General features: G+C 50.2%; 15 protein-coding genes. 12 read left to right on the forward strand and 3 right to left on the reverse strand.

The features are described 5' to 3' along the window. Positions 1-361: 361 nt before the first annotated feature. The 3 genes from J7E85_RS30140 to J7E85_RS30150 all read left to right on the forward strand — a co-directional run bounded on the left by J7E85_RS30140 (position 362) and on the right by J7E85_RS30150 (position 3632). Entirely contained in the window at positions 362-934 is a 573-nt protein-coding gene (locus J7E85_RS30140) for an RNA polymerase sigma factor (RefSeq protein ID WP_353049583.1), read from the forward strand. Between the two features lie 200 nt (positions 935-1134). Further along, entirely contained in the window at positions 1135-2010 is an 876-nt protein-coding gene (locus J7E85_RS30145) for a radical SAM/SPASM domain-containing protein (protein ID WP_215163697.1), read from the forward strand. 155 nt (positions 2011-2165) lie between these two features. After that, entirely contained in the window at positions 2166-3632 is a 1467-nt protein-coding gene (locus tag J7E85_RS30150) for a DEAD/DEAH box helicase (protein WP_215163699.1), read from the forward strand. A gap of 140 nt (positions 3633-3772) precedes the next feature. Here the strand turns inward: J7E85_RS30150 and J7E85_RS30155 are convergent, their stop codons facing one another. Together J7E85_RS30155 and J7E85_RS30160 are read right to left on the reverse strand one after the other, a co-directional pair. Further along, entirely contained in the window at positions 3773-4504 is a 732-nt protein-coding gene (locus J7E85_RS30155; RefSeq protein WP_215163701.1) for a class I SAM-dependent DNA methyltransferase, read from the reverse strand. 159 nt (positions 4505-4663) lie between these two features. After that, the gene (locus J7E85_RS30160; RefSeq protein WP_215163702.1) at positions 4664-5134 is read right to left on the reverse strand and encodes a DUF4267 domain-containing protein; all 471 of its coding nucleotides are present in this window, start codon (positions 5132-5134) and stop codon (positions 4664-4666) included. 166 nt (positions 5135-5300) lie between these two features. Between J7E85_RS30160 and J7E85_RS30165 the strand changes: the two genes are divergently transcribed. Further along, positions 5301-5645, forward strand: a complete 345-nt coding sequence (locus tag J7E85_RS30165) for a winged helix-turn-helix transcriptional regulator (RefSeq protein ID WP_215163704.1) — start codon at positions 5301-5303, stop codon at positions 5643-5645. 101 nt (positions 5646-5746) lie between these two features. Then, a complete protein-coding gene (locus J7E85_RS30170) occupies positions 5747-5992 on the forward strand; it encodes a PepSY domain-containing protein (RefSeq protein WP_098742178.1) in 246 nt (81 codons plus the stop codon). Positions 5993-6076: 84 nt separating this feature from the next. Here J7E85_RS30170 and J7E85_RS30175 read toward each other — a convergent pair whose 3' ends face one another. Next, positions 6077-7318, reverse strand: a complete 1242-nt coding sequence (locus J7E85_RS30175) for an MFS transporter (protein ID WP_215163706.1) — start codon at positions 7316-7318, stop codon at positions 6077-6079. 128 nt (positions 7319-7446) lie between these two features. Between J7E85_RS30175 and J7E85_RS30180 the strand changes: the two genes are divergently transcribed. From J7E85_RS30180 to J7E85_RS30205, 7 genes are all read left to right on the forward strand, one after another. Next, positions 7447-7878: an NUDIX hydrolase gene (locus tag J7E85_RS30180; RefSeq protein ID WP_215163708.1), complete on the forward strand. Its 432-nt coding sequence runs from the start codon at positions 7447-7449 to the stop codon at positions 7876-7878. A gap of 206 nt (positions 7879-8084) precedes the next feature. Beyond that, the gene (locus tag J7E85_RS34380) at positions 8085-8273 is read left to right on the forward strand and encodes a hypothetical protein (protein WP_251036156.1); all 189 of its coding nucleotides are present in this window, start codon (positions 8085-8087) and stop codon (positions 8271-8273) included. 355 nt (positions 8274-8628) lie between these two features. After that, a complete protein-coding gene (locus tag J7E85_RS30185) occupies positions 8629-9237 on the forward strand; it encodes a DUF2087 domain-containing protein (protein ID WP_215163709.1) in 609 nt (202 codons plus the stop codon). A 317-nt stretch (positions 9238-9554) separates the two neighbouring features. Further along, the gene (locus J7E85_RS30190; RefSeq protein ID WP_215163711.1) at positions 9555-9818 is read left to right on the forward strand and encodes a B-box zinc finger protein; all 264 of its coding nucleotides are present in this window, start codon (positions 9555-9557) and stop codon (positions 9816-9818) included. A gap of 68 nt (positions 9819-9886) precedes the next feature. Beyond that, complete coding sequence (locus J7E85_RS30195) at positions 9887-10675, forward strand: prolipoprotein diacylglyceryl transferase family protein (RefSeq protein ID WP_215163712.1); 789 nt, start codon at positions 9887-9889, stop codon at positions 10673-10675. Positions 10676-10692: 17 nt separating this feature from the next. Continuing rightward, a complete protein-coding gene (locus J7E85_RS30200) occupies positions 10693-12108 on the forward strand; it encodes a radical SAM protein (protein WP_215163713.1) in 1416 nt (471 codons plus the stop codon). A 129-nt stretch (positions 12109-12237) separates the two neighbouring features. Then, the gene (locus J7E85_RS30205; RefSeq protein ID WP_353049584.1) at positions 12238-13380 is read left to right on the forward strand and encodes an SGNH/GDSL hydrolase family protein; all 1143 of its coding nucleotides are present in this window, start codon (positions 12238-12240) and stop codon (positions 13378-13380) included. Positions 13381-13507 lie beyond the last annotated feature (127 nt).

The raw sequence follows: 13507 nt of genomic DNA on the forward strand, positions 1-13507 counted from the left end.
TTAAGTTCAGCCTATATAGATTAGCTATTCAAACAACCATATAAAAGAACTCACCTCCGCTTCCTCTATATGAGCTACCCCTCTTTTCTATGGCAAGTATCTAGTAGGTTCAAAGCTTCTTGTTCGTTACCTTGCTTGAGATAAGTAAGGTAGCTTGAACGATGTATGTATCCAATTGAGCTACTCTACTACTAAAACGATTTATCCTAGCAACATATGACGCTTTTTTAAAAAATAATTTTTCCAGCGATTGAAGGAAAATTGTGTAAATATATGTTAATATTTTACTGTAATGGAAAACTGCTTGATTTAAAATTACGTCAAGCAGCTAATGAATAAAATAAAACGGAGGAGGGTACACGTGGAGCAAGAACAATGGTTATATTTCTTACGCACTAATTTCTATGATTTAGACCACGACACCCAAAAATTAGCCTATGAAGCTTATCGGAATTTGGTCTATCGGGACATTTATTTTCTGACACGAAGTCATGAACTGGCCGAAGATGTTGTACAGGAGACGTTCTATAAAGTGGTGGCTAAAGTCCCTCAACTGCAAGACACTAAGCATTTGAAAGCCTGGATGATTAAAATAGCTAGGAATTATGCCTATGATTTGTTAAAAAAAAATAAAAAATATCATCATCTTAGGGATCCTCAAGTCGTTATTGATATGAAGGCCCCTTTTTTACGCCCTACGGTAGCCGAGCAAGTGGAAGATCAGATTCGGAAAGAGATACTACTTGAAGCTCTAAATGAGCTAAGCCCCGAGTATCGTCAAGCTTTGTTTCTATATTACATCGAAGAAAAACCATATAAGGAAATTGCACAGGAGCTAGAAACAACGGAACAAGCTTTAGCTCAAACGATGGTCAGAGCAAGAAAAAAATTGCACCTCTACTTTTCAAAAAGATGGGTTGATGCAGATGAGTGACGAATTTAAACATAAACGACGAACGTTAATTAGAGCAAAGAAGGTGATCTCTCTCGTTTCGCTTAATACAGAATGGCATCAGATAGCATCTGTAGTTGTAGCTGTAAAGGGCACGCCTATGGTACGATATGAAGGATTGGCAAGCGACTTAGCTAGCAAATCGCCATGCCATCATAGACATCTGGATTGGGGATAACATCTTGAAGACATTTAAGAAAGTTTACATAGAAATTACGAGTATTTGTAATCTGGCCTGCACGTTCTGCCCGCCGACAGAGCGTAAGGCCAACTTCATTAAAGTGGAAGATTTCGCGAGAAGATTGGATGAGATCAAGCCGCATACGAGTTATATTTATCTGCATGTGAAGGGGGAGCCGCTGCTCCATCCGAAGATCGATGAGCTGCTGGATATTAGCCATGAGAAGGGGTTCAAGGTCAACATCACGACCAACGGCACGTTGATCGCGAAGAACCGGCATAAGCTGCTGGGCAAGCCGGCCTTGAGACAAATGAACTTCTCGCTCCACAGCTTCGACGGACATGTTGGTTCAACAAATCGCGAGGGATATTTGCGGGAGATACTCTCCTTTGTTCGTGCCGCGGAGGAGCATAAAGTCATCTTTTCGTTCCGTTTGTGGAATTTGACGCAGGATAACCAAACGAACCTGGAGAAGAGCCGGAACCGCCAGACGCTCGAAATTCTGGAGCAGGAATTTAATCTGGACTACCGAATCGAGGAAAAGGTTGAACCTGGCGGTGGCGTGAAGGTTGCCGACCATGTCTATCTGAACCAGGACTATGAGTTCCAGTGGCCAAGTCTAACAGCGCCGGAGGATGAAGGCAAAGGCTTCTGCCATGCGCTTCGCAGCCAGGCGGCCATTCTCGTAGACGGGACGGTTGTACCGTGCTGTCTGGACGGGGAAGGGGTCATCAATTTGGGCAATATTCATCAGAAGTCCTTCTCGGACATCGTCGATGGGGAGCGAGCGAACAATCTTGTGGATGGATTTTCACGCCGGGAAGCTGTTGAGGAATTATGCAGAAAATGCGGGTATCGGCAGCGGTTTGGGGCTTAAACAAGAGGCGGAGAAAAATTCCGCTTCTTTTTTTATACCGATGTATGGTATCGTTATGTGTTATGACGTAAAGGAACGGCTTGTGGAAACTCGATCAAGAGATGCCCCATGTTACGTGATGAGACAATATAGGTATTCACCTTAAAGGAGACCCCATGACATTTCAAGATTTAAATATATCCCCCGTGATTCTCAAAGCTTTAGCGAAGGAGAATTACAAGACGCCAACGCCTATTCAGGCTCAGGCGATCCCGGCTGTGTTGGCCGGCAGAGATTTGCTGGGCTGCGCGCAGACCGGAACAGGGAAGACCGCCGCTTTTTCGGTACCAATGATCCAGTTGTTGAACGAACAACCCCTTAAACCGGGCATGTCGCGCCGTATTCGCGCGTTGGTGTTGTCGCCGACCCGGGAACTTGCCCTGCAAATTTCAGATAACGTGAAAGCCTACAGTCAGTTCACGAAGTTGCGGTCGACGGCCATTGTTGGCGGCGTTTCGCAAAAAACGCAGGAGCGGGCGCTACAGCAAGGAGCGGACATCCTCATTGCTACCCCAGGCAGACTCCTGGATCTTATGAATCAGAAGCGTGTCGATCTGCAGCATGTGGAGATCCTGGTGCTGGATGAGGCTGACCGGATGCTCGATATGGGCTTTATCCATGACGTAAAACGAATTATCGCCAAAATGCCGAGCAAAAGACAAACACTGTTCTTCTCGGCTACCATGCCTGCGGAGATCACCCAACTTGTCAAAACATTATTGCAAAACCCTGTAAAAGTGGAAATCACGCCGGTTTCTTCTACGGCCGAACGGATCAAGCAATCGGTGTATCTGCTGGAAACCGGAAATAAACAGAAGCAATTGAATGAGCTGATGAAGGACCCATCCATCGTGTCGGCTTTGGTCTTTACCCGTACAAAGCGCGGGGCTGATCGGGTTGTGCGCGATCTGACGAAGGTGAACATCTCGGCTCAAGCCATTCACGGGAATAAATCGCAGGTCAGCCGTCAGACGGCACTCAAAAATTTCAAAAGCGGGGAGACCCGGGTACTGGTGGCTACGGATATTGCCGCCCGAGGCATCGATATCGACGAGCTGTCGCATGTTATTAACTTTAATCTTCCGAACATTCCGGAAACGTACGTTCACCGGATTGGCCGGACGGGTCGTGCGGGACTGAGCGGAACGGCGATATCGTTCTGCGAAGTGGACGAGGTGCCTTTTCTCCGAGATATTGAGAAGTTAATCGGAAAGTCCATACCCGAAGTGAAGGACCATGCTTTCCCGATGTCGGGATCATTAAGAGCAGCCAAGGTAGACCGATCGCCGAAATCGGGCTCGGGCAAGTCCAGCAAATCAGCAGCAGTTAGACCTGCTAAACCGAAGGCCGATACCACCCGCAAGCCAAAGACCGACACGGCTCGTAAACCGAAGTCAGACGCAGCTCGCTCTTCGAGCACGAATTCGGCACGTAAGCCGAAGGCGGAGGCCGTCAGTAATCCGTATTCAGAGATGGCACGTAAGTTCAAATCGGAAGCTGCTCAGAAACCCAAGGATGGCCAAGCACGTAAGCGCAAATCCGAGGGATTCAATAAGGGAAGCAAGACCGGTAGATCCTCGTAAGCAGAAATAACGATGGTGGGATGATTTCACATGCAGGCGTTCCCGCCCGGCATTTATGACAATCATCCCAAACGTAGAAAGCACCCTCTCCCACTTGTGAAGTGGAAGAAAGGGTGCTTTTTTTCGAAATGGAATGAGAGTTACGTGCTCTTTCTCCCCGCTAGAAACAGGAACAGTGGAATTCTGCGCCTGCGCTCATAGGTTTCCTCGTTCAAGAAATGTTCTCGCACGGGTCTGGATTCCCTAAGCTGCTCCACGATAAAGCCCGCTTCCTTCATCGCCCTGAAGTAATCCTCGACGGTTCGATGGTACTTCTGAACGGTGCCTCCGAGCCATTGCTGTTCCCGGTAGCCTTCGCTGAAGTAATTGTCCACGATCCAGTTCGTTCTTGTGCCGGACGGCTGAAGTGTAGAGGTAATGACGGGATGCTCGACGGAGAAGACAAACCTGCCGTTCGGCTTCAAGCTCTGATGAATGCATTGAAAGACGCGCTCAATATCCTGCAGATAATGAATGGCGAGCCTGGAGAGCACTAAATCATAAGAATCGCGGGGATATGTAAATTCCTCGATCCTCGTGTGCACAACGGTTCCGTTGTTGTAATCGGCCAGATTGCTTGAGGCGGCTTCCACCATATTACGAGAGCCTTCAATCCCCACATACGCAGCACAACCTTTGTTGAGCAATTCCACGCCAAAGCCAGCATCGCCGCACCCTAGGTCCAATACATGCCGATCCGAGATATTCCCCAGCAACTGCCAGATGACGGGTTTCTCCAATGTATCGTTGGCGTTCTCCTGCCCTTGCCGCCGCTCCATGTACTTCTCGAAGTTCGTGTCGTTGTCATAAAAATCGGATCCGTGATAGCTCATAAGCACCTCCTTCTAGGAATCATCCTACACTCGATATTTCAGGAGATCAGCTAGCCGTGCTAATCCACCTAAAACAACCGTCTGCAAAATCCGGGGCGGTCCCGCGAGGTGCCCATGATGAACAAGGGTCTTTCCTGTCACATAACTCACCTCGATCCGTTATTTTGGAAAAGACTGGGGATGTTTTGTCTTATGATCCATTATAACGGATCGTTCCTCCCGGAATAATACCCAGGCCACGATTAAGATATAAATAACCGTGCCGATATGAATCCACGCGCTGGCAGGAGTTGCTCCGTCACTACGGAGTACTAACACGGCATCCACGATGGGCATTTCAATGCTGAGAATGAGTAGGATAAGGGATGCTTTACGCAGGCGGAAGAGCAATAAAGCGGCGATCACCAGCCCGATGTATAAATCGCGATTGGCCTTGATGTAGATGATGGCTGCATCCGAAGAATGAAAAAGAGTTAAACCAAAGCCTTGAATGGCGGCCTCCGGCTGAATAAACGTGTTCACACCGAGGTACAGCAGAAACAGCGAGAGTGAGGCGACTAGCCAGTAAGAATAAGCACGCGGCCCCCAATCCTTGGATTGCCATGATGTGCTGGAACCATATGGATTCATACAATAATCCTCCTTAAATATTTCGAAAGCATCTAGGCTGCTGAATAACGTTCCCAGTCATGCTCCGGTTGAATTGACTCTAGACTAACATGCAACATAGAATCGTGATAAGAACCCACTTTCGAGTAAGGAGCTTACTTTAAAGTAAGCTATAGAGGAGGGCTATATGAGAACATCTGCTAAAGCTGTCATTAGTCAATGCCCCATTGAAACGGTCATGCATGTCATAGGGGGGAAGTGGAAGCCCTTGATCTTATGGAATCTAATGGAATCCACCAAGCGCTTCAGTGATTTGGAGAAGGACATACCCGAGGTTACGCAGAAGATGCTGACCCAGCATCTGCGGGAATTGGAAAGTGACGGGCTTGTTGTTCGGACCATCCATCCTTCGGTTCCGCCAAAGGTGGAATATGCTCTGAGCGAATATGGTATCACGCTGCTGCCTGTGCTCGATGCGATGTGTAATTGGGGAACGATTCATAATCGAATAGCGGTAGAACGTCCTTTATGATACGAAAAATGTGAATGTTAAACGGCGTCAATAGGCACCAAGGAGTAGCCCCTCTCATAAGGTACATGAGCGGACATTTTTATTGAGGGGGTTACTTCCGAATGTACGGAAATTACTATCATGTACCTGGGCCGATGACCAGGCAGAGAATCTCTATGCAGCAAGCTCAAGAAATTGCACTTGCCCGTGTTCCGGGCCAAATTGTTCATGTCGATATGGATCTGGAGCATGGCGTGTTGGTCTATGAAATATTTATTCTGACGTCCGACAATAGATTGTTTGAAGTCGAAATTCTTGCAAAATCGGGAAGAATCTTAAAGGTTGAGGAAGAAGACGACGCGGATTAAGGTGTATTAGGCTGGAAAAAGCAAATAACCGAGTGAGACGTGGAGAAGCCTTCGTTTCGCTCGGTTTTTTATCTGTGGGGGATGTTAAGTTTCGGTTGCTTCACCACCTCCTGACATCATGTGATTCCCATGACGAAGAAGTGGAAGAATCATCAAGAATCCGGCGAGAAAACATGCGCCAGCTAAAGCATAAACGTAAGTTAGTGACATGGCCTGCTTCAATAAGCCGGAGCATCCCATTGTGATCAGCATGGCTCCGGTCATGAGCGGCGTACGTACTCCGGTGACCCGACCGATGTAGGCTTGTTCAGTTTGCTGCATGACCAAGGTATGGTTCCCGATAAAAATAGCCGGTTGCAGCAGCGCAATCAGGAATTGCGAGAGCATGGTCAGCCAGAGGAGCGTCGACAGACCCAGCATGAGAATGCCTGCGCCGTTCACGATTAATCCCATCATCAGTAACCGTCCGGGAGCGATTCGGGATGCGAGCATAAACGTTATGATTCCACCCAGGATTTCGCCTACACCGTAAGGGATGGTAATCCACTGCAAGTCCTGAGCGGACAAGCCTAAGCGTTCGGTCACCAGAAATACGCTGAGCGGGGAGATCAATCCCACCCCAAGACCCACAACCATGAAGCAGAGGCTTAGCCGCAGCAGGTCTCTTTTGAATACAACATAACGAATACCGTCGGCCATATCGTGAAGAATGGAGGGAGCTGCTGTTGCGGTGTTCATAGATGTCTCTTGGTCTTTAGGCACAAACAGCATGGCTAGGGCAGATAACATGAATAATCCGCTCGTTAACACGAGGGCAGCCGATATGCCCCATTGCTGAAATACCCATGTGCCCAGAACCGGTCCGATAATCATGAAGAGAGAGAACAGCGTTTGCAGCAGTGACATTCCAATGGAAGCATCCTCGTCCCGCACATAGATTTTGAACAGCTTCATGCCGGAGGGCTGAGCGAACTGCGACAGGGTGGAAGAGCATAAGGTCGCGAAGAATACAGCGCCCCACGAGCCGGATTCCAGCATCAGAAACACGATGAAGACGAAGCAGGCACTGAGTATCTCGCACCAGACGATGGTTGCTTTGGGACGCCAACGGTCGGCGAATACACCCCCAATGAACGAAAACAGAAAGATCGGTCCATATTCCGCGACGGAAATCATGGAGATGGCAAAAGCATTCCCGCCTGTCATGTCCATGACATACAGCAGAACCGCAAAATTTCGGATCCATATTCCGAGTTGAGAGCATACATTGGAAATCAGGATCGCTCGGACGAAGCCGTTGTGGAGCAAACGGATAGAGCTTGGCATGGTGATATTCCTCCTTACTGAATCAATGCTGGAACCTATTTTGCGGTCTCCTGTAAGGTGAGAGTCAATGGTCAACCGACACCAGGATCGTGTAAAGTAAGAAAATAGGCTGTTAGAGGAGGGATTTCATGTTTATCGTCAACGTAGAAGGGGCCGTCTGCAAGGACGGGCAGTGGCTGATGATTACGCGCAGCATGAAGGAAGAGCATGCGGGCGGAACACTCTCGTTAGCGGGAGGCAAAGTAGACAGGGAGGGGCACACGCTGGATATTCTGGAGCGCACGGTGAAGCGGGAGCTTTACGAAGAAGTTGGCGTCGAGGTGAAGGAGAACGTCACGTACGTCTACAGCTCTTCTTTTGTAACGGACGATGACCGTCCTGTCATCAACATGGTGTTTTTGTGCGAGTATGATAAGGGGACACCTTACAGCAAGAGCCCGGACGAGGTCGAGTCGGTACAGTGGATGACGCTGTCCGAGATCATGAATCACCCGAAGGCACCGCCGTGGACGAAGGAGAGTGTGCAAAGAGCGGAGGAGGTACTGCGTAAGCTAACCTAAATGTGACGTACCGTATGTAAAAAAGAGTTCATAAGCGTTTATTCCCTATATTTGACGGCAGGCCGTCCCCTATAATGGAGTTGCACAGATATTCAGGCTGTATTTCCTACGATTCGTATAACAAAGAGAAATCGAATCTTGTACAAGCTGTGTGCAGGGGTTCGCAACAACATTAAAGAGATTATGAAATAAAGGGGATATGAAACATGGCCAAAACAAAACGGGGCCGCGCACTATGGAGTATGCCATCACGTGGCCGCGGCACATGCCCGGTATGCAGCACTTCTCGCATCAAGCTTCTCTACGTCGCTAACAAGTCGGACGGCACGGCGCTAAAGGTATGCAAGAGATGCCAGAATGCCGATCCGTCCAGAGTTGACGCAGCTGTCGTGTAAGATGAGGTTCGTAGGTTAACTGGATGTGAATACGAAACTTGAGAAACGATAGTCATGCAGCAGCCCGCTCTTTTACAACAATGGAGCGGGCTATTTCATGTCCTGTGCATGAAGTTCAGGCGTTACTTGCCGCCTTTTATGGACATGGCTGTCATATTCGTCGTAATCCACGCTGACATCCCTATAATGGATTCGGAAAATGGTATGGGGACTTTCCTCCGACTTGGCCTCCGCCACCTACTCGCTGAATTTAAAGTACTAATGAGGTTTACTTTAAATTTCGGATGGGATAATATCTGATTTAATAAATCGTAAATTAGATGTTCGCCAAATTGTGTAGGGAGTGAACATATCCATGCAATTGGATAAGGTGGTTAGTTATCATAAGGCGCTTGCGGATCCGACGCGAATCAAAATGCTGATCCTGCTAGCCGAAGGTGAATTGAACGGACAGGTTCTGGCCGAGAAGATCGGCGTCACGCCGGCAACGATCACGCACCATGCAGCGAAGCTGCGGGAAGCGAGCCTGATTAAAGAGCGCAGGGATAAGAACACGATCTATTTCTCGTTAAACCATTATTTCATCAAAAATAGTGCAACTGCTACGGAAAATCTAATCTACCAAAGAGTAAGGTCCGAGGGCGTCCCCGAGCGCTTGGAGGAAGAAGATCAGCGGACGAGGGACGCTGTTCTGAACAATTTTTTCACATCCAACGGGAAGCTGAAGAGCATCCCTGCCCAGTTGAAGAAGAAACTCATCGTGCTTACGCATATGGTATCCCGGCTTGAGAAGGGACGTAAGTACACAGAGAAGGAAATCAACGAGTTTATTCAGGGTTACCATGAGGACTTTGCAACTCTTCGCCGGGAGTTCATCATGCATCATTTCATGTTTAGGGACAACGGGGTGTATGAGCTCAATCCGCAAGAGATGTGGGAGCGGTGGGAGGACCTATCCTCATGAAAGAAGATTTGCCGCTATCCCATAGTACTCACGTTCGAAGTAACAGACGTTGAGGAGTTAGGGCAGTAAGCTGCATCAAGAGGGGATTGAAACGAACCGATCAAAAGTGATAGGCAAGTGCTGACTTTCATTAGGCAGAGGGCTTGCCTTTTTTTATTGTTAACGCGCCTGACGCATCTTCGCAGCTGGGTGTGCACTGCCTAATGTTACTCATAATCACTGGACAAGCGTTGTAATGTTAATGTAGGTGGTAGTCTAATTCTGCGGCAACGTTTACAATGGGAATATAGGGATTTAATGCTAAGTGAGGTGATTGGATGGAAGTCTACCGCTGCATGAATCATCCTGAAAGGTCGGCCGTCGCTCAGTGTACGCGCTGCGGGAAGCCGGTGTGTGAGGAATGCCATAATCCGGAAACAGGTCGCTGCCGCTACCGCTGTGGTGAAATGAATACCGGTCCCGGCGCGCCGAGACAGCCTAGGAACGTATGGGTGACCGTGATCGTCTCTATACTGGCAATCTTGGGCGGTCTTGCGCTGCTGCTGCTGACGATTTGCGGGGCAATCTTGTTTTCTTATTAAAATAACGCGTTCCTATTTCCGGCTAAATCGCATTTCCAATTCAAGTTTTGATATCAAGGAGTGGACAGATGGAGTTTCCTGTTTATGTGTACCTGGGGTCCTGGCGGATTCATCCGCACGTGCTGTTTGAATCGCTGGCCTACTTTATCGGCTTCCGCGTGTATTTATGGACCCGCAGGCCGAGCGGCATGACAAAGCTGATGAGCCTGCAGATTCTGGCTGGCATCATCGCCGGCGCGGCCATTGGTTCCAAGCTGCTATTCTGGCTGGAGGATCCGGCTGTTACCTGGGAACAGCTGCGCCAATTCCATCTGCTATGGGGAGGCAAAACGATTGTCGGCGGTCTTCTGGGCGGATTGATCGGCGTGGAGCTGACAAAGCGCTGGGTGGGATGGAAGCATTCAACGGGCGATGATTTTGTTTACCCGCTGATGCTGGGCCTGGGACTCGGACGAATTGGCTGCTTTCTGACCGGTCTTGATGACCATACCTATGGTACGCCGACGACCTGGTTCACGGGCGTGGATTTCGGCGACGGAATTTATCGCCATCCGACTCAGCTGTATGAAATCCTGTTCCTGATCGTGCTGGCCTTGCTGCTGATTCCGCTGTACCGCCAAAGCCGCGGCAGATCCACTCGCGCGGGCTACGTGTCCGGGCGGATGTTTCAATGGTTCATGGCCGGGTATCTGCTCTTCCGCCTGGTGATCGACTGGATCAAACCGACGCCGCATCCTTACCTGGGATTGAACAATATCCAATTAGCCTGCATCGCAGGCCTCATCTATTATGCGTGGCTGATCGGCGGCAGAAACCGGCTTCGCCGATCGATGCCGGGTTCCCATTTTCCAAGCTGACCAAAGGAGTCTTGATTATGCCAAAAAACCGCCCTTATCTGTATCATGAACTGACGAATAGCATATGCACGACCTGTTACCGCAAAGTGGAAGCCAAGATCATCGAGGAGAACGGCATGATATATATGCTCAAAAGATGCCTCGTTCACGGTCCGGAAAAAGTGCTGATCGCAACCGAGGCCGATTATTACCATCAGACGCGGAAGTTTATCAAGCCTTCCGAAATGCCGCTTGTCTGGAATACGCCGATCCGTTACGGCTGTCCTTATGACTGCGGGCTCTGTCCGGACCATGAGCAGCACAGCTGCCTCACGCTGCTGGAGATCACGGACCACTGCAATCTGCAGTGCCCGATCTGCTTCGCGGAATCGTCGCCGCATCGTACTTCCTACAGGTCGCTTGCGCAGATCGAATTCATGCTCGACCGGATCGTCGAGAACGAGGGGGAGCCTGACATCGTTCAGATCAGCGGCGGCGAGCCGACGACGCATCCGGATTTTTTTGACATCCTGGACATGTGCAAGAGCCGTCCCATCAAGCATATTATGGTGAACACGAACGGCATCCGCATTGCCCAGGACCGCGATTTTGCGCGGAGGCTGGCCGAATACATGCCTGGATTCGAAATTTACCTGCAATTCGACAGCTTTGAGGCGCATGTGCTGAAGGAGCTGAGAGGGGCCGATCTGCGGCGCATCCGCCAGCAAGCCATCGACCATCTGAATGAATTCAACATATCCACGACGCTGGTCGTCACGCTGAAGAAAGGCCTCAATGACGGCGAGATCGGAGATATCATTCAGTATGGACTTCAGCAAAAAGCGGTGCGCGGCGTCACCATTCAGCCGATTCAGGCTGCGGGCCGGCTGGAGGGGTATGATCCGGCAACCGACCGGCTGACCGTGAGCGAAGTGCGGCGGATGATCATCGACCAGTCCGAGGTATTTACGGATGCGGACATTCTGCCGGTGCCGTGCCACCCGGATTGCCTGGCCATGGGCTACGCTTTGAAGCTGGGCGGGGAAGTGATGCCGTTGACGCGGATGATCGACCCGGAAATCCTGCTGGAGGGCGACAGCAACACAATTGTGTTTGAGCAGGATCCGGTGATCCGCGGCAAAATGTTCGAGCTGTTGTCGACGGGCCATTCGCCGCAATCCTCGGCGCTTTCCCTGAAGAGCCTGCTCTGCTGTCTGCCGCTAGCCGCCGTACCGGAGCAGATAACCTATGACAACGTCTTCCGGGTCATTATCATGCAGTTCCTGGACGCCCATAACTTCGACGTCCGCTCCGTCAAGAAATCCTGCGTCCACATCATGCATCCCGATGGACGGATGATCCCGTTCGACACTTATAACATGTTCTACCGGGATGACAAGGAAGAGCTGCTGAAGGAGCTGAAGGAAGAGGTTGTCACGGCTTGGGACCGGTAAGAAGGCTCTGAAGTTATGGCTCGATGGCTTTGAAACCGGACGGATGAGGCTATATCTATATAGCACTTGAGATGGAGATAAGCGATTTCGATTCCTATTCATTCCTAACTACATAGGGAGGCGAGAATTGTGCAGAACAATCCCCCTGAAACGGAGAAGGTATCCCCTTATCAGTTGGACCAGAACATGAAGATCGAGAACGATGGAGCGGGTGAACGATTATGGTATTCCCCCCAAGAAGAGCCTTTCCAAGTATCGGGCTTCGCTTGGCTCAACGTTGAACATAAATATCGCAGGCTGCCTGCGGTACCTGATGTTCCCATCCGACCGGAGGTGGATGCGTTAGCGAACTGTACATCGGGCGGTCAAATCCGCTTCCGCACGAATTCGCGGAGCGTGTCTGTCCGCGTGCGTTTGACCGCAGGATCCGGCATGTACCACATGCCGCCAACGGGGGAGTGCGGCGTCGATGCGTATATCGGCGGCCCTGGTCAGTGGCTGCATGCGGGAACGGCTCGTTTTCAGGCCGGCCAGGTGGAGTATGAGAGCAGCATCTTTGATTCCGGGACAAGCGAGGCACGATCATTTCTTCTGAATATGCCCTTATACCAGGGCGTCGAGGAGATATGGATTGGACTTGAACCAGGAGCGGAGGTTTGGGCACCGGAAGCCTATGATTCTTCCAAAAAAGTGATTGTATACGGAACTTCCATTACGCAAGGCGGATGTGCGTCACGGCCCGGCATGTCGTATACGAACATCTTAAGCCGCAGGCTCCATCTGGAGTTTATCAATTTAGGATTCTCGGGCAACGGAAAGGGGGAGTCGGAGCTTGCTGTACTGGCAGCCCAAATTTCGGAACCCGCATGTCTCGTCATTGATTACGAGGGGAATTCCGGGGGCACCGAGTCTTATCGGCAGACCTTGCCGCGGTATATCGAGACCTACCGCAAGGTTCATCCGGAGGTTCCTATCATTTTGATATCCCGCATCCGCCATGGGGCCGAGTCGTTTAAGCCGGAGATTCTCGAAGGGCGGCTCGCGCGGAAGAAGTTCCAGATGGATCTCATCCGGGAGCTGACCGAGGCCGGAGATCAGAACCTAACGTTTGTGGATGGATCGGATTGGTTAGGTGATGATCCTGGGGAAGCCACCGTAGATGGGGTTCATCCGACGGACCTCGGCTTCAAGCTGATGGCGGATGGGCTTGAGCCTGTGCTAAGGCAAGTGATTGACGATAGAGCCGCTGCAGCAGGGCGATCCAAAAGTTAACAGGTTCCAATGTTGGCGTATGGGTGTAGTACGGTTACGGAATGAAGTCGCTATCTGTGACGTTTGGGCCAGGCCAATGAGCCTTATGGCGCGGATCTATGGAATCTTTACCAAAAATGGTACAAGT

This window comes from Paenibacillus sp. ISL-20 (assembly GCF_018613005.1).
In the GTDB taxonomy this organism is placed as follows: domain Bacteria; phylum Bacillota; class Bacilli; order Paenibacillales; family Paenibacillaceae; genus Paenibacillus_AQ.